Source organism: Lysobacter sp. Root604, from assembly GCF_001427505.1.
Classification (GTDB): Bacteria; Pseudomonadota; Gammaproteobacteria; order Xanthomonadales; family Xanthomonadaceae; genus Lysobacter.
In genome coordinates this window covers 176,427-191,869 of sequence record NZ_LMGS01000012.1, presented here as the reverse complement: position 1 = coordinate 191,869, position 15,443 = coordinate 176,427, and the positions used below count along the sequence as shown (strand labels likewise).

The window sequence follows — 15,443 nt, the reverse complement described above, 5'->3', positions numbered from 1 at the left end:
CCGGGAGTCGGGATCGGGGATTGGGGATTCGCAAAAGCGCAGGCTATGCGTGGCATGGCTGCCGACGGGGCAAAGCTCGATGGGCGTAGCTTAGGTCCGCGAATTCGGAATGCGGTGCGAGCGCTATGAGCGAATCCCGAATCCCCAATCTCGAATCCCCGCGCCGCTGCGCGGCGCTATTGGTGTCCGCGCCCGCGTCGGGCCAGGGCAAGACCAGCGTCACCGCCGCGCTCGCGCGCTGGCACACGCGCCAAGGCCGACGGGTGCGGGTGTTCAAGACCGGGCCGGATTTTCTCGATCCGATGGTGCACGAGCGCGCCAGCGGCGCGCCGGCCTATCAGCTGGACCTGTGGATGTGCGGCGAGGACGAGGTGCGTGCGCGGCTGTACGAGGCCGCGGGCGAGGCCGATCTGATCCTGGTCGAAGGCGTGATGGGCCTGTTCGACGGCAAGCCGTCCAGCGCCGATCTCGCGCTGGCGCTGGGCCTGCCGGTGCTGACGGTGATCGACGGCTCGGCGATGGCGCAGACCTTCGGCGCGCTGGCCTTGGGGTTGGCGCGCTACCGCGACGGCCTGCAAGTGCACGGCGTGGCAGCGAACCGCATCGGCAGCGCCTACCATGCGCAGTTGCTGCGCGAGAGCCTGCCGGCGCCGCTGCATTGGCTGGGCGCCTTGCCGCGCGATCCTGCGCTGGCCCTGCCCGAGCGTCATCTGGGCCTGGTGTCCGCGGGCGAGCTCGGCGATCTGGATGCGCGCCTGGACGCGCTGGCCGATGCTTGGGCCACGCACGCCGAGGCCGCGCTGCCGCCGCCGGTCGCGTTCGCGCCGGCCGAACCCGCCGCCGTGCCGACGCTGCCGTCGGGCTGGCGCATCGCGATCGCGCGCGACGCGGCGTTCTGTTTCCTGTATCCGGCCAACCTGGATCTGCTGCGCGCGGCCGGGGCCGAGCTGAAGTACTTTTCGCCACTGGCCGGCGACAGCCTGCCGGACTGCGATGCGGTCTGGTTGCCCGGCGGTTATCCGGAACTGCATCTGGCGGCGCTGTCGGGCAACCAGGCCTTGCGACGCGATTTGCACGCGCACCGCGATGCCGGCAAACCCCTGCTGGCCGAATGCGGCGGGTTGCTGTACCTGCTCGATGCGCTGACCGATAAGGACGGCGAGCGCCAGGCCATGGCCGGCCTGCTCGCGGGCAGCGCCGTCCTGCAGCCGCGCCTGGCCGGCCTGGGCATGCAGTCGGTGAACCTGCCGGAAGGCGAGCTGCGCGGTCATACCTTCCACTACGCGCGCGCCGAGATCGCCGCCGAGCCGATCGCGCAAGCGGTCAATCCCAATGGCGGGCCCAGCCGCGAGGCGGTGTACCGCGACCGCCGCATGAGCGCGAGCTTCGTGCATTTCTACTTCCCGTCGAATCCGACGGCGGCGCTGCGCCTGTTGCAGCCGTGAGCGCCTTGCTCGCCGTCGCCGCGATGTGGGCCGCGCTGCTGCTGGATCGCGTGCTGGGCGAACCGCGGCGCGCGCATCCGCTGGTCGGCTACGGGCGCCTGGTTCAGGCGATCGAACGCACGCTGTATCGCGACAGCCGCGCGCGCGGCGTCATGGCCTGGTTGCTGGCGGTGTTGCCGCTGACCCTGTGCGCCGCGGCGTTGCAATGGGCGACGCTGCGGGTCTCGCCGTGGCTGGCGGCACTCTACTCGGCGGGCGTGCTGTACCTGTGCGTGGGGCTGCGCAGCCTGGACGAACACGCCGCGCCGGTGGCGCGCGCGCTGCGTGCGCAGGACCTGGAGGCCGCGCGCGCCGCGGTCGGACGCATCGTCAGCCGCGATACCCAGGCGCTGGATGCCGAACGCGTGGCCGCGGCGGCGACCGAGTCGGTGCTGGAAAACGGCAACGACGCGGTGTTCGGCGCGCTGTTCTGGTTCGCGTTGCTGGGCCCGGCCGGCGCGGTGCTGTACCGGCTCGCCAATACCCTGGACGCGATGTGGGGCTACCGCACCGCGCGTTACGAACGCTATGGCTGGGCCGCCGCGCGCAGCGACGACGCGCTCAACTATCTGCCCGCGCGCCTGACCGCGCTGACCTACGCCGCGCTCGGCAACGCCGGCGCCGCGCTGCGCTGCTGGCGCAGCCAGGCCCCGGCCTGGGACAGCCCCAATGCCGGCCCGGTGATGGCGGCCGGCGCGGGCGCGCTGCGCGTGCGCCTGGGCGGCGCGGCGCCGTATCACGGCGTCTGGGAATCGCGCCCGCTGCTGGGCGAGGGCGACGCGCCCGACGCCGCGGCGATCGTGCGCGCGCAGTCGCTGGTACGGCGCGGCGCGCTGTTGTGGCTGTGCGTACTCACTGTGATCGCGGCGGTGGCGACTTATGTCTTCAACTACTGATCGCGTACCCGCATCGCCATCTGGAGTCTTCATCCATGCTTGAGCACGGCGGTCGTCTACTGCGCGCCGCGCAGCGCTACGGCATCGCGCCCGCGGACTGGCTGGAGCTGTCCACCGGGATCAATCCCGAGGCCTGGCCGGTGCCGGCGATCCCCGCACGCGCCTGGCATCGCCTGCCCGAGGACGAGGACGGCCTGGACGCGGCCGCGCGCGACTACTACGGCGCGCCGGAGGTGCTGGCCGTGGCCGGTTCGCAGGCCGCGATCCAGGCCTTGCCGCGCTTGCGCGCGCAGGCGCGGGTCGGCGTGCTCGCACCCGGCTACGCCGAGCACGCGCATGCCTGGCGCCAGGCCGGGCATACGGTCGAGCTGTGCGAGTCGGAGCGTTTGCTCGCGCAGAGCGAGCGCTACGACGTCGTGGTCCTGATCCATCCCAACAATCCCGGCGGCGAGCGCTACGAGCGCGCGACCCTGCTGGACCTGCACGCGCGACTGGCCGCGCGCGGCGGCTGGCTGCTGATCGACGAAGCCTTCATCGACGCCACGCCGGAACGCAGCCTGTGCGCCGATAGCGCGCGCAGCGGGCTGATCGTGCTGCGCTCGGTCGGCAAGTTCTTCGGCCTGGCCGGCGCGCGCGCGGGCTTCGTCTGCGCTGCGCCGCCGCTGCTGGCCGCGCTGCGCGAACGTTTGGGCCCGTGGACGCTGAGCGGTCCCAGCCGGCATGCGGTGCAGCTGGCGCTGGCCGACCGCGACTGGCAGGCGCGCATGCGCGGTCGTCTGCTGGCGCAGGGCGAGCGGTTGGGCGCCGTGCTGCGCGCGCGCGGTTTCGCGCCCGACGCCGGCTGCGCCTACTTCCAGTGGCGACGTTGCGAGGACGCCGTCGAACTGCACGAGGCGCTGGCGCGGCGCGGCATCCTCACCCGCTTGTTCGAGACGCCGGCCAGCTTGCGCTTCGGCCTGCCCGGCGACGACGCGGCCTACGCGCGCCTGGACGCGGCCCTGGCCGAGATCGCCGCCGCGAGGAGCGCCGCATGAGCGCGCGCGTGCTCATGGTGCAGGGCTGCACCTCCGACGCCGGCAAGAGCGCGCTGGTCACCGCGCTTTGCCGCTGGCTGCAACGTCGCGGTGTGCGCGTGGCGCCGTTCAAACCGCAGAACATGGCCCTGAATTCGGCGGTCACCGCCGACGGCGGCGAGATCGGCCGCGCCCAGGCGGTGCAGGCGCAGGCCGCCGGGCTAGCGCCGCATACCGATTTCAATCCGGTGTTGCTCAAGCCCAACAGCGACACCGGCGCACAGGTGATCCTGCACGGGCGCGCGGTCGCCAACATGGACGCGCGCGGCTACCACGACTACAAGCGCGTCGCGATGCAGGCGGTGCTGGCTTCGCACGCGCGCCTGGTCGCCGGCTACGACGCGGTGATCGTGGAGGGCGCGGGCAGCCCAGCCGAGATCAACCTGCGCGCGGGCGACGTCGCCAACATGGGCTATGCCGAGGCGGTCGACTGCCCGGTGCTGCTGATCGCCGACATCGATCGCGGCGGCGTATTCGCTCATCTGGTCGGCACCCTGGCTCTGCTGTCCGAGAGCGAACGCGCGCGCGTGGCCGGCTTCGTGATCAACCGCTTCCGCGGCGATATCGCCTTGTTGCAGCCCGGGCTGGACTGGTTGGAGCGCGAAACCGGCAAGCCGGTATTGGGCGTGCTGCCCTATCTGCAGGGCCTGCACCTGGACGCCGAAGATGCGCTGCCGCGCGAGCGCGAACGCAAGGCGCGGGCGACGTTGCGGGTGGCGGTGCCGGCATTGCCGCGGATCAGCAACCACACCGACTTCGATCCGCTGCGCGCGCATCCACAGGTCGAGCTGCATTACGTCGGTCCCGGCGAAGCGCCGCCGGCCTGCGATCTGATCGTGCTGCCGGGTTCCAAGTCCACGCGCGCCGATCTGGCCTGGCTGCGCGCGAACGGCTGGGATCACGCGATTGCGCGCCATCTGCGTTACGGCGGCAATCTGATCGGCATCTGCGGCGGCCTGCAGATGCTGGGGCGCGCGGTGCACGATCCGCTCGGCATCGAGGGCGCGCCCGGCTCCAGCGCCGGCCTGGGCTGGCTGGATCTGGACACCACGCTGGAGCCCGAAAAGCAGCTGCGCAACGTCGCCGGCCGGCTCGCGTTGGACGACGCGCCGGTGCGCGGCTACGAGATCCATTGCGGGATCAGCCAAGGGCCAGCGCTGGTGCGCGCCAGCGTGCGCTTGGACGATGGCCGCAGCGACGGCGCCCGCTCCGAAGACGGCCAGGTGTTCGCGACTTATCTGCACGGGCTGTTCGACGAACCCGCCGCCTTGACCGCCTTGCTGCGCTGGGCTGGATTGAACGAGGTCGAAACTCTGGACATGCACGCCTTGCGCGAGGCCGGCATCGACAGACTCGCCGACGCGGTCGAAACCCACCTGGATACCGCCCGCTTGGCCGCGCTGCTCGGCCTGCAGGCCACGACCGGAGCCGCGCCATGCGCACCCTGATCCTCGGCGGCGCGCGCTCGGGCAAGAGCGCCCTGGCCGAACGTCTGGCCGCGCGCGAGGCGGACGTGGTCTATATCGCCACCGCGCAAGCGCGCGACGGCGAGATGGCTGCGCGCGTCGCCCATCATCGCGAACGCCGCCCCGCGCATTGGCGCACCGTCGAAGAACCGCTGGCGCTGGCCGAGGCCTTGCGCGAGTACGCCCGCGAGGGGCGTTGCGTGCTGGTCGATTGCCTGACGCTGTGGCTCAGCAATCTGCTCGACGAAGCGCAGACGGCGGATCGCTACGAACGCGAGCGCGACGCGCTATTGCACAACCTGCCCACGCTGCCGGGCGAAATCGTCCTGGTCAGCAACGAAGTCGGCCTGGGCGTGGTGCCGTTGGGCGAACTTACGCGTCGCTTCGTCGATGAGGCCGGGCGCCTGCATCAACACCTGGGCACGCGCTGCGAGCGCGTGCTGTTCGTCGCCGCGGGCCTGCCGCTGGCGCTCAAAGGAGATCTGCCTTGAACGATGTCGTGACCCCGTCGCTGTCGCGCGACTGGACCCTGGATGCCTGCGCCGTCGCCGACGCCGACTGCCAGGCGCAGGCCCTGGCGCGCCAGGCCCAGTTGACCAAGCCGCCGGGTTCGCTGGGGGCGCTGGAAGCGCTGGCGGTGAAGCTGGCGGCATTGCAGCGTCGTGCGCACCCGCAGGTGGAGCGGGTCTGGATCAGCGTGTTCGCGGCCGACCACGGCGTCGCTGCCGAGGGTGTGTCGGCGTTTCCGCAGGCGGTCACCGGCGAGATGGTGCGTAACTTCGCCGGCGGCGGCGCCGCGATCAGCGTGCTCGCGCGCGCGCTGGACGCGACCCTGGACGTGGTCAACCTGGGCACGGTCAACGACCCGGGCGAAATCGCCGGCGTGCGGCGCGCGATCGTCGCCGCCAGCAGCGCCAATTTCTGCACGCAGGCGGCGATGAGCGCGGCGCAATTGCAGGCCGCGCTGGATGCCGGCGCCGAGAGCGTACGTCTGGCGCGCGCGTCCGGCGCGCAGCTCTACATCGGCGGCGAGATGGGCATCGCCAACACCACGGCCGCCACCGCGCTGGCCTGCGCGCTGCTAGGCCGCGCGCCGACCGAGCTGACCGGCGCCGGCACGGGGCTGGATGCCGCGGGTATCGCCCACAAGGTCGCGGTGATCGAGCGCGCGCTGGCGCTGCATGCCGACGTCCACGACGCGCGCGAGCAGTTGCGGTGCCTGGGCGGTTTCGAGATCGCGGCCCTGAGCGGCGCCTTCATCGCCGCCGCCCAGGCCGGCATGCCGGTGCTGGTGGACGGCTATATCGCGACCGTGGCCGCGCTGGCCGCGACCCGGCTCAATCCGGGGGTGCGCGAGTGGCTGCTGTTCGCGCATCGCTCGCACGAACGCGGACATGGCCTGTTGCTGCAGGCGCTGGACGCGCAACCGCTGCTGGACCTGGGCATGCGCCTGGGCGAAGCCAGCGGCGCGGCGGTGGCGGTGCCCTTGCTGCGCCTGGCCTGCGCGCTGCACGAGGGCATGGCCACCTTCGCCCAGGCTGGCGTGTCGGAACGCGCATGAGCGCCACCGCGATCGAGCTGCTGCGTCACGGCGACACCGGCCAGCGCAGCTACCGCGGGCGGCTCGACGATCCGTTGTTGGAACTGGGCTGGACGCAACTGCGTGCGGCCGTGGTCGGCCGCGACTGGGACGCGATCGTGTCGTCGCCCTTGCGGCGTTGCGCCGAGTTCGCGCGCGAACTCGCGCAGGCGCGCGCGCTGCCGCTGCAATTGGACGCGCGTCTGGCCGAGTACGACTTCGGCGATTGGCAGGGCGTGCCCATCGAGACTCTGGCGGCGGAGCAGGGCGAGGCGCTGGGGCGCTTCTGGTCGGATCCGGTCGCGCATCCGCCGCCGGGCGCCGAGCCCTTCGCGGCCTTCCAACTGCGCCTGGTCGCGGCCCTGGACGAGGCCGCGGCGGCCTGGCCCGCGCGGCGCGTGCTGGTGGTGACTCATGGCGGCGCGATCCGCCTGCTGCGCTGCGTGCACGAGGGCCGCGGTTTCGGCGACATGGCCAACATCGACGTCGCGCACGCGTCCTTGCATCCCTTGCAATGGAGCGGCGCGCATCGCGCCGTCTCGGCCTGATGCGCGCCTTCCTGCACGCGATCGGCTTCCTGACCCGCTTGCCGGTGCCGGCTTCGGTGTTCGAGGATTCCCGCGCGCGTTCGCGCTCGCTGGTCTGGTACCCCTGGGTCGGCGCGATCGTCGGCGGCCTCTTGTGCCTGCTCGCCTGGGCCTTGCAGTCGGCGCCGCCGTTGCTGGCGGCGGCCTTGATCCTGCTGGTGTGGGTGTCGCTGACCGGGGCGCTGCATCTGGACGGCCTGGCCGATAGCGCCGATGCCTGGATCGGCGGCATGGGCACGACAGCGGCCGAGCGCCGCGAACGCACCCTGACCATCATGAAGGACCCCCGCAGCGGCCCGGCCGGGGTGGTCGCGCTGGTGCTGGTGCTGCTGTTGAAGTTCACCGCGCTCGCCAGCCTGCCCGCGCCGGCCTGGATTGCGTTGTTGCTTGCGCCGGTGCTGGCGCGCGCGGCGCTGACGCTGGCGTTCGTGAGCACGCCGTACGCGCGCAGCGGCGGCATCGGCAGCGCGCTGGTCGATGCGCCGCGCACGACGGCCATGGCCAGTGTGTTGGCGGGCGTCGCGACCTGCGCGTTCGCGGGCTGGCGCGGCGCATTGGCGCTGGCGGTCGCGGCGCTGACGTTCGCGCTGTGGCGACGCGCCTGCCTGCGCCGCCTGCAAGGCATGACCGGCGATACCTGCGGCGCCCTGGCCGAAACGATTGAGGCCGCGGTGTTGGTGACGCTGGCCTTGGTTTAGCAAGTCTCACCGCGATCAAGATCGGGACGTTCGCGGTTGCACGATGCTTGCGTCGGCAGGTTCCGAACGAGGGAATGACTCAGAAAACCGGAGTAAGCTGTCAGCGGCGAAGGTCAAGCGAGATTCCGATCAGGGAAGGGGGCGCTATGGCGAAGTCGTTGATTGCTCTGATATGTGCGTTGGTAATTGGCATTCCTCTGGCCAGCGCTTCTTCGTTGCTGCTGGATGTCATATTGGACTCGCGAGGCATCGCCGGTGCTGCCGGGGGGCTGTTCGCCAGCGGCATTATGGCTGCGTTAGCCACGGCTTTACTGGGCGGACTGCTGTTCGCTCATATGTTCGCGTTTCATCCAAACCGGGTCGCGCGCGTGGCGCTTGGCCTCATGTTGGGTGTCATAACGGGCTTGCTACTGGCAATCACTTTCATAGATGAAGCATCCGTTCGCCTGTTAGGGGTGAGCTTCTTTCTCGGCTACGGCGCGCTGTGGGGCGCTTTTGGGGGCGCGGTCTACGCCTTGGTTATTCGTCGCGTTCTGTTGGTCCTGCGAGTGCCGCAATCCACCATCGCACTGCCCTCATTCGTGCGCGACAAAAATCTGACGGTGCCCAGTGTCGTAGCGTTGGCGGCGGCGTGTATTCCGATTGTCGTGGGAGGGAGCGCGACGCCTTCGCATCAAGCGCATATTGTTACGGCGTCGTTCGACACCTGCCTCGAAGCTAAGCGTGCCAAAGCTATGATCAGTGTGCCCGAGGATTCGTACGATGTTCGTATCATCCATGCCATCAATGGGCGATATGCGGTGTCCGTAGGGGCGTTCGAAGTTAGTACGGCGAGAAATGCGTTGGTTGCCGCAGCAGGACGTGGATTGATTCCAAGAGATAGCTTCCTGCTTAATGCATCGGACGTTCTGAAGGACCATGTTCTATGTGCTTCGGATTGAAAACTCGCAACATCCCGGCAGGCCGGCGGCCGCTACTAAGTAGCTGACCTGAGCGAATGGCCGATGCCGGCTGGTAGGGTGGCTGTTACCGTGTAGGAGATGCTCGGTGTCGAGAGCGCAAGATAGGAACCGCCGCCGGCGCGAGCGGCCGCCATGCTGGCGACCGACTCCCGACCCAGGTGCACGCCGATGGCCGCCGACTCCGACACCCCGCGTTCCGAATCCGACGCCACGCGCAGGGTCGATCCGCAGCGCGCCGATACGCGCGACGGCTACCGGCGCCGCATCGAACGCGCGGTCGCGCTGATCGAGCGCGCGATCGCGCAGGGCGAGGATCCGCCCGAACTCGCGCGCCTGGCCGAGGCTGCGGCGTTCTCGCCCTTCCATTTCCACCGCGTCTACCGCGCCATGACCGGGGAGACCAGCGGCCAGACCGTGGCCCGTCTGCGCTTGCTGCAAAGCTTGCGTCTGCTCGCGGGCGAGGCCCGCAGCATTACCGACACCGCGCTCGCGGTCGGCTACCAGACCCCGCAGGCCTTCAGCCGCGCGTTCCGCCAGGGGATCGGCGCCACGCCCAGCGAGCTGCGCGCCGAACCCGAACGTCTGCGCCGCGAGATCGCGCGCTTGGCGCAGCCGCCGGGTAGCGCCGCTTCGAGCGCGCCGCTGCGGGTCGAAGTGGTCGAGGTCGATCCCTTCCAGGTGCTGGCGCTGCGCGTGACCGGCGGCTATCCGCAGCAGAACCACGGCTACGGGCGCCTGTTCGCCTGGGCCGCCGAGCACGAGCGCATGGAGCAGCTCAGCGGTCTGTACGGCGTGCCTTGGGACGACCGCCGCGACGTGGCCATGGCCGACTGCGCCTTCGATTGCATGATCGCTTTGAACGCGCCGTTCGAGCCCGAAGACGAGGCGTTCCGGCGCGTGCCGATGGGGGGCGGGCGTTATGCGCGCCTGCGCCACGTCGGCCCCTTCGACGGCCTGGAAGCGCTGACCGACGCGCTGCTCGCGCAATGGTTGCCCGACAGCGGCGAACGCCTGCGCGACGCACCGCTGCACCACGAGTATCTGGACGATCCCGACGAAACGCCGGAGGCGGTGCTGCGCACCGATATCTATTTGCCGCTGCGCGATCCGTCTGACGCCTAGGTGCGCCGGTCCGCGCGCTACACGTATCGACTTGTCCTGCGATACATTGCGATCGAGTCGTCGCCATTCTCAGCCGTCGAGCGCCCCGCATGCACGCATTCGCTACCAAGGGTCTGGTCCTGGCTTTCTGCGCTGTCTTGGCGGTGGTTATGGCCGCCAGCGGCGAGTCGCCGTTGAGTATCGTCTTGTTGCTGGCGGCCGTCCTGTTGCTGCTGCTGGGGACCGACGGTGTTTTCACCCGCAGCCGAGCGCGACGCAACCTGCCTCAGGACTTCAGCGTGACGTTCGCGGACCTGCGCGCCCTGCAGCGCGCGGACTGGTTGCGTTTGTTCGCATGTACGTTCGGCGGTATCGCGCTGGCCATCGCAGCCTTGGCGGATGCGGGCCGGCCTTAGCTCCGCCGCGCCACCCCCGGTCCTCGCCTGAGGAAGGCCCTATCAGGCCCCGGCCGCATCCAGTCGCGCTTCCAATTCGGCGATCCGCGCTTCCAGCGCGGCCACGCGTTCGGCCAGCGCCGATCCACCACCGCCACCGCCGCGGCTGTCTTCGTCGCCATCGCTGCTGGATGCGTTCCACACCGGTTCGCCGCTGAGCAGGTGGCCGTAGCGGTCTTCGCGCTGGCCGCTCTGGCGGCCGAGCAGGCGCACCAGCGGCGGCGACTGCTGCGCTAGGCGTTCCAGCGCGTATTGGACGTCGCCGACATTGTCGAACTTGGCCATGCGCTCGCTGCGCGACAGCAATTCGTGCAGGGTCTGCGGGCCGCGCAGCATCAGCAGGGCCAATAGCGCGGTCTGCGGCCGGGTCAGGTCGAGCAGGGTGCCGGCACGGTGCGAGTAGCGCTCGGAGCGGCCGGTGTGCTGCGACTTCACCCAGCCGCGCGGTTCCAGGCGGCGCAGCACGTTGCCGACTTCGCCCTGTTCCAACTGCATCATCGGTTCGCGCGCGGTCTTCTGATTGCAGGCCACGACGATGGCGTTGAGGGTGAGCGGGTAGACGTCGGGCGTGGTCGCTTCCTTCTCGATCAGGCAGCCGATGATGCGCGCCTCGACCGCGGTGAGCCGCGCTTCGGGCGCGGCGTCGGCTTCGGTGGAAGGGGTGGGGCTGTCGGTCTCGCTCATGATCGCTCGCTGCGGATTTTTGGGGGTGTCTGGGTATATCGCGCTTCCGTCGACGATGCGGCCCTGGGCCGTAAGGTCGCGGACCGCGCTCAGACCAGCGCGGTGGAGGGCGGCAGGTTGCGTGTGCCGCGGTAGATCGGCGCGGCCAGCACCATTTCGGCCAGGCTGTGGGCGAGCTCGCGCTCGGCCATCACCGCGCCGTCGGCGCCGTGCTCGATCAGGTGGCGGACTTCGTTGTCGCTGTGGGCGCGCGCGACGATGCTGAGGCCGGGGTTGATCGCGCGCAGCTTGGCGATGATCTCGCCGGCCTCCAGCGCCTGCGGGATCGCCAGCATCACCGTGGTCGCGCGCTCGGGCACGGCCTCGCGCAGCACGCGGTCGTTGACCGCATTGCCCAGGATCGCCGGCAGGCCGGCGGCACGCGCCTTGGCGATCAGGCTGTCCTCGCCGTCGATCACCACCAGCGGCACGCTGCGCTCGGTCAGCAGCCGTGCCAGTTCGCTGCCTACGCGGCCGTAGCCGATCAGGATCACGTGGTCGGCGATATCGGCCGGCACCAGCGGCACCACCGGGTCGACCGCGGCTTCCTGCAAGGCGGCCGCCTCGCGCGCCTGCTTGCGGTCCAGCCAGGCGAACAACAGCGGGTTGACCACGATCGAGAGCAGGGCGCCGGCCAGGATCAGGTCCTGGCCTTCCTGCGGCAGGATCTCCAACTGCAGGCCGAGGCCGGCGAGGATGAAGGAGAACTCGCCGATCTGGGCCAGGCTGGCCGAGATCATCAGCGCGGTCGGACCGGGCTTGCCGAACGCGCGCACGATCGCGTACGCGGCGATGGACTTGCCGACCACAATGATGGCGAAGGTCGCCAGCACCGGCAGCGGCTTCTCGATCAGGATCATCGGGTTGAACAGCATGCCGACGGACACGAAGAACAGCACCGCGAACGCGTCGCGCAGCGGCAGGGTTTCGTTGGCGGCCTGATGGCTGAACTCGGATTCGTTGAGCAGCATGCCGGCGAAGAACGCGCCCAGCGCGAACGAGACCCCGAACAGTTCGGCCGAACCGAAGGCCACGCCCAGCGCGATCGCCAGCACGCAAAGGGTGAACAACTCGCGCGAACCGGTGCCGGCCACGCGCTCCAGGATCCATGGGATCACGCGCCGGCCGACGATCAGCATCACCGCCACGAAGGCGCCGACCTTGGCGAAAGTCTTGAACAGCGCCGCCCAGACCTCGCTGGGGTCGCCGGCCTCGCCCTTGATCACGCCGGCCAGGGCCGGCAGCAAGACCAGCGCCAGCACCATCGCCAGGTCCTCGACGATCAGCCAGCCGACCGCGATGCGGCCCTTGACGGTCTCGACCAGGCGACGCTCCTCCAGCGCGCGCAGCAGCACCACGGTACTGGCCACCGACAGCGCCAGGCCGAACACGATGCCGGCGCCGTGCGACCAGCCCAGGAAACGCGCCAGCGCCCAGCCCATCGCGGCCGCGGCGGCGATCTGGACCACCGCGCCGGGCAAGGCGATCGCCTTCACCGCCAGCAGGTCGCGCATCGAGAAGTGCAGGCCGACGCCGAACATCAGCAGGATCACGCCGATCTCGGCCAGCTGCGGCGCCAGGGTCTGGTCGCCGACGAAGCCGGGGGTGAAGGGGCCGGCGATGATGCCCGCGATCAAATAGCCCACCAGCGGCGACAATCGCAGGCGTTGCGCCAGCGCGCCGAAGATGAACGCCAGTACGAAGCCGGCGACGAGGATCGCGATCAGGGAGGTGTGATGCATCGGATCTCCTGTCGTGTCGGCTTCCAAGAATGTGGGCCGGCACCCCTCGATGCAAGTCGCGGCTCGAAGTTCGGGCCTGAAATTCGGCCGTAATCGCCGCGCGAGCGCCGATCCGGCACGCCTTGCCGCCCATCGGCGATAAGCCTGATCGCTCGTGGCGACGGGCGCGCCAGCGCGCCCGGAGGCGGCGCGCAGGGCCCGGCCCGGGCCCCGTCGGCGCCCCGCGCGGACGGGCCGGGGCGCGATCGCGCAGGCGGCGACGGCCTCGGTCCCGCTACACTATGCGCATGATTGCCTTCCGTGATTTCGCCCTTCGGCGCGGCGAACGCCTGCTCCTGTCCAAAGTCGACCTGACCCTGCAAGCCGGGTGGCGGATCGGCGTCATCGGCCGTAACGGCACCGGCAAGTCCTCGCTGTTCGCGGCGATCCAGGGCGAGCTGGAGTCCGATCTGGGCAACCTGGACATGCCCAGCCGCGTGCGCATGGCCAGCGTCGCCCAGGAAACCCCGGCGCTGGACGACCCCGCGCTGGACTTCGTGCTGTCCGGCGACGCCACCGTGTACGAGGTGCTGATGGCCGAGCGCGCCGCGGTCGAGCGCGAGGACTGGGAGGCCGTGGCCGAGGCCCACCATCGCCTGGAGGAGCTCAACGGCTACGACGCCACCGCGCGCGCCGGCAAGCTGCTGCACGGCCTGGGCTTCTCGCCCGACACCCACGAACGCGCGGTCAAGGAATTCTCCGGCGGCTGGCGCGTGCGCCTGAATCTGGCGCGCGCGCTGATGACGCCGTCGGACCTGCTGCTGCTGGACGAACCCACCAACCACCTCGACCTCGACGCGGTGCTGTGGCTGGAGCAGTGGCTGCTGAAGTACCCGGGCACCTTGATGCTGATCTCGCACGACCGCGAGTTCCTGGACGAGGTCACCACCCACACCCTGCATCTGCACGACGGCAAGGCCAAGCTCTACACCGGCGACTACACCGCCTTCGAGCGCCAGCGCGCCGAGCACCTGCGCCTGCAGCAGATCACCCACGAGAAGGCCCAGGCCGAGCGCGCGCATCTGCAGAGCTTCATCGACCGCTTCAGCGCCAGCGCGGCCAAGGCCAAGCAGGCGCAGTCGCGGGTCAAGCGCCTGGCCAAGATGGCCGGCACCGAAGCGGTACGCGCCGAACGCGCGCTGCGCATCGATTTCCCCGAGCCGCTGAAGCTGCCGCACGCGCTGCTGCGCCTGATGCACGCCGACTGCGGCTACGGTGACCACACCGTGCTCAACCAGGTCGGTTTCATCCTCGAGGCCGGCGACCGCGTGGCTTTGCTGGGCCCCAACGGCGCCGGCAAGTCGACCCTGGTGAAGTCGCTGGTCGGCGAGCTGGAGCTGCTCAGCGGCGAGCGCGGCGGCCACCCGGACCTGCGCATCGGCTACTTCGCCCAGCACACGGTCGAATCGCTGCGCGAAGGCACCACCGCGATCGACCACCTGGCCGACATCGCGCCGGGCGTGGCCACTCAGCAGCTGCGCGATTTCCTGGGCAAGTGGAATTTCCCCGGCGACCGCGCCTTCGAGAAGGTCGATTCCTTCTCCGGCGGCGAGCGCGCGCGCCTGGCCCTGGCCCTGATCGCCTGGCGCCGCCCGAACGTGCTGCTGCTGGACGAACCCACCAACCACCTCGACCTGGACATGCGCGAGGCCCTGGCCGAAGCGCTGAGCAGCTTCGACGGCGCGATCGTGCTGGTCTCGCACGACCGCCACCTGATCGGCCTGGTCTGCGAGACCTTCTGGCGCGTCGCCGACGGCGTCGCCCAGCCCTTCGACGGCGACCTCGACGCCTACGCGGTGTGGCTGCGCACGCGCGACAGCAGCAACGACGGCAAGGCCGCGGCCAAAGCGATCGCCGCGGCCGCCGCGGCGGTGGTGCCGGAGGCGCCGCCGAGCAAGCCGCGCGCCAAGGTCAATCCGCACAAGTTGGCCCAGGCCGAGGCGCGCGTGGCCGAGCTGGAGTCCAAGCTGCGTACGCTGGACATGGATCTGGCCGATCCGACCAAGTACGTGGGCGGCGGCGACAACGCGGCCGAGCTGGCGCGCAAGCGCGAGGCGGTGGCAGCCGAGTTGGCCCAGGCCGAGGCGGAGTGGTTGGCGCTGTACGACGCGGCTTGAGTTTCGTCGCGATCGGCTGATTCGATCGCGGCTTACGCCGCTCCCACAGAAAAATGCGGGCCACGTTCCCTTAGCTGTTGCTCGTCATCCCCGCGAAGGCGGGGATCCAGTGCCTTTAGCGCCCCCTAGCACGTAAGTCTTGCGACGTCGCCTTTGACTCCCTCCTTTGGAAAAGGGTGAAGCTGCGCGGCTTACGAACCGCAGGTTCGTGCACAGCTGAACGCCAGCAAGCTCTTGCTCTTAGCTCCCTCCTTTGAAAAAGGAGGGTTGGGGAGGATTTGCTTTTGCTGTTGCCTCGTCGGCTCGGTCCGAAGGTCAACGGCTTCCTAACCAAAGAGAAGGGCTAGCGGGACCAACCCTCCCCTGCGAGTTCGAGGCTTTCGCCGGGATTTTTCGAATGGACATCCTTGTCCATTCGAAAAACGGCGCGCGTCCTGCGCGCCGCCCTTCGGGTCCACGAGTGGCCGTGTGAGTGCGGTGCTTTTGGATTCCAATGCCGCGGCAACGGCAACGGCAACGGC

14 protein-coding genes are annotated in these 15,443 nt (G+C 70.0%); 12 read left to right on the top strand and 2 right to left on the bottom strand.

Annotated features, from left to right (window positions below; translation table 11 throughout):
• The first annotated feature begins 125 nt into the window (after positions 1–125).
• The 11 genes from ASD69_RS19440 to ASD69_RS19390 all read left to right on the top strand — a co-directional run bounded on the left by ASD69_RS19440 (position 126) and on the right by ASD69_RS19390 (position 10,262).
• Positions 126–1,445, top strand: a complete 1,320-nt coding sequence (locus ASD69_RS19440; protein WP_056182431.1) for a cobyrinate a,c-diamide synthase — start codon at positions 126–128, stop codon at positions 1,443–1,445.
• 23 nt (positions 1,446–1,468) lie between these two features.
• The gene (gene cbiB, locus ASD69_RS19435) at positions 1,469–2,380 is read left to right on the top strand and encodes an adenosylcobinamide-phosphate synthase CbiB (RefSeq protein WP_056182600.1); all 912 of its coding nucleotides are present in this window, start codon (positions 1,469–1,471) and stop codon (positions 2,378–2,380) included.
• Between the two features lie 35 nt (positions 2,381–2,415).
• Positions 2,416–3,414, top strand: a complete 999-nt coding sequence (gene cobD, locus ASD69_RS19430) for a threonine-phosphate decarboxylase CobD (protein ID WP_056182429.1) — start codon at positions 2,416–2,418, stop codon at positions 3,412–3,414.
• The gene (locus tag ASD69_RS19425; protein WP_056182427.1) at positions 3,411–4,901 is read left to right on the top strand and encodes a cobyric acid synthase; all 1,491 of its coding nucleotides are present in this window, start codon (positions 3,411–3,413) and stop codon (positions 4,899–4,901) included. Before cobD ends, ASD69_RS19425 begins: the two co-directional genes overlap by 4 nt.
• Positions 4,889–5,410: a bifunctional adenosylcobinamide kinase/adenosylcobinamide-phosphate guanylyltransferase gene (cobU, locus tag ASD69_RS19420; RefSeq protein WP_056182425.1), complete on the top strand. Its 522-nt coding sequence runs from the start codon at positions 4,889–4,891 to the stop codon at positions 5,408–5,410. Before ASD69_RS19425 ends, cobU begins: the two co-directional genes overlap by 13 nt.
• Before the next feature lie 20 nt (positions 5,411–5,430).
• Positions 5,431–6,480: a nicotinate-nucleotide--dimethylbenzimidazole phosphoribosyltransferase gene (gene cobT, locus ASD69_RS19415; RefSeq protein ID WP_056182597.1), complete on the top strand. Its 1,050-nt coding sequence runs from the start codon at positions 5,431–5,433 to the stop codon at positions 6,478–6,480.
• Positions 6,477–7,046, top strand: coding sequence for a histidine phosphatase family protein (locus ASD69_RS19410; protein WP_056182423.1), 570 nt, complete (start codon positions 6,477–6,479; stop codon positions 7,044–7,046). The genes cobT and ASD69_RS19410 overlap by 4 nt, the downstream gene beginning before the upstream one ends.
• Entirely contained in the window at positions 7,043–7,783 is a 741-nt protein-coding gene (locus tag ASD69_RS19405; protein ID WP_056182594.1) for an adenosylcobinamide-GDP ribazoletransferase, read from the top strand. The genes ASD69_RS19410 and ASD69_RS19405 overlap by 4 nt, the downstream gene beginning before the upstream one ends.
• Before the next feature lie 146 nt (positions 7,784–7,929).
• Positions 7,930–8,724 carry a hypothetical protein gene (locus tag ASD69_RS19400; RefSeq protein ID WP_056182420.1) on the top strand — a complete coding sequence of 265 codons (795 nt, stop codon included), beginning with the start codon at positions 7,930–7,932 and terminating at the stop codon, positions 8,722–8,724.
• 189 nt (positions 8,725–8,913) lie between these two features.
• Positions 8,914–9,867: an AraC family transcriptional regulator gene (locus ASD69_RS19395; RefSeq protein WP_056182417.1), complete on the top strand. Its 954-nt coding sequence runs from the start codon at positions 8,914–8,916 to the stop codon at positions 9,865–9,867.
• 149 nt (positions 9,868–10,016) lie between these two features.
• A complete protein-coding gene (locus tag ASD69_RS19390) occupies positions 10,017–10,262 on the top strand; it encodes a hypothetical protein (RefSeq protein ID WP_157499344.1) in 246 nt (81 codons plus the stop codon).
• Between the two features lie 42 nt (positions 10,263–10,304).
• Here the strand turns inward: ASD69_RS19390 and ASD69_RS19385 are convergent, their stop codons facing one another.
• Positions 10,305–10,985 (bottom strand): YceH family protein, encoded by a 681-nt coding sequence (locus ASD69_RS19385; RefSeq protein ID WP_082576647.1) that lies wholly within the window; start codon positions 10,983–10,985, stop codon positions 10,305–10,307.
• An 89-nt stretch (positions 10,986–11,074) separates the two neighbouring features.
• A complete protein-coding gene (ybaL, locus tag ASD69_RS19380) occupies positions 11,075–12,766 on the bottom strand; it encodes a YbaL family putative K(+) efflux transporter (RefSeq protein WP_056182411.1) in 1,692 nt (563 codons plus the stop codon).
• Between the two features lie 287 nt (positions 12,767–13,053).
• Between ybaL and ASD69_RS19375 the strand changes: the two genes are divergently transcribed.
• Positions 13,054–14,922, top strand: a complete 1,869-nt coding sequence (locus tag ASD69_RS19375) for an ABC-F family ATP-binding cassette domain-containing protein (RefSeq protein ID WP_056182590.1) — start codon at positions 13,054–13,056, stop codon at positions 14,920–14,922.
• Positions 14,923–15,443: the final 521 nt, after the last annotated feature.

Bases quoted from the DNA above. Each gene is read 5' to 3' on its own strand.
- ASD69_RS19375 (WP_056182590.1), top strand. From the start codon at position 13,054: ATGATTGCCTTCCGTGATTTCGCCCTTCGGCGCGGCGAACGCCTGCTC.
- ASD69_RS19385 (WP_082576647.1), bottom strand. From the start codon at position 10,985: ATGAGCGAGACCGACAGCCCCACCCCTTCCACCGAAGCCGACGCCGCG.
- cobU (WP_056182425.1), top strand. From the start codon at position 4,889: ATGCGCACCCTGATCCTCGGCGGCGCGCGCTCGGGCAAGAGCGCCCTG.
- ASD69_RS19440 (WP_056182431.1), top strand. From the start codon at position 126: ATGAGCGAATCCCGAATCCCCAATCTCGAATCCCCGCGCCGCTGCGCG.
- ASD69_RS19400 (WP_056182420.1), top strand. From the start codon at position 7,930: ATGGCGAAGTCGTTGATTGCTCTGATATGTGCGTTGGTAATTGGCATT.
- ybaL (WP_056182411.1), bottom strand. From the start codon at position 12,766: ATGCATCACACCTCCCTGATCGCGATCCTCGTCGCCGGCTTCGTACTG.
- cbiB (WP_056182600.1), top strand. From the start codon at position 1,469: ATGTGGGCCGCGCTGCTGCTGGATCGCGTGCTGGGCGAACCGCGGCGC.
- ASD69_RS19390 (WP_157499344.1), top strand. From the start codon at position 10,017: ATGGCCGCCAGCGGCGAGTCGCCGTTGAGTATCGTCTTGTTGCTGGCG.
- ASD69_RS19425 (WP_056182427.1), top strand. From the start codon at position 3,411: ATGAGCGCGCGCGTGCTCATGGTGCAGGGCTGCACCTCCGACGCCGGC.
- ASD69_RS19395 (WP_056182417.1), top strand. From the start codon at position 8,914: ATGGCCGCCGACTCCGACACCCCGCGTTCCGAATCCGACGCCACGCGC.
- ASD69_RS19410 (WP_056182423.1), top strand. From the start codon at position 6,477: ATGAGCGCCACCGCGATCGAGCTGCTGCGTCACGGCGACACCGGCCAG.
- cobD (WP_056182429.1), top strand. From the start codon at position 2,416: ATGCTTGAGCACGGCGGTCGTCTACTGCGCGCCGCGCAGCGCTACGGC.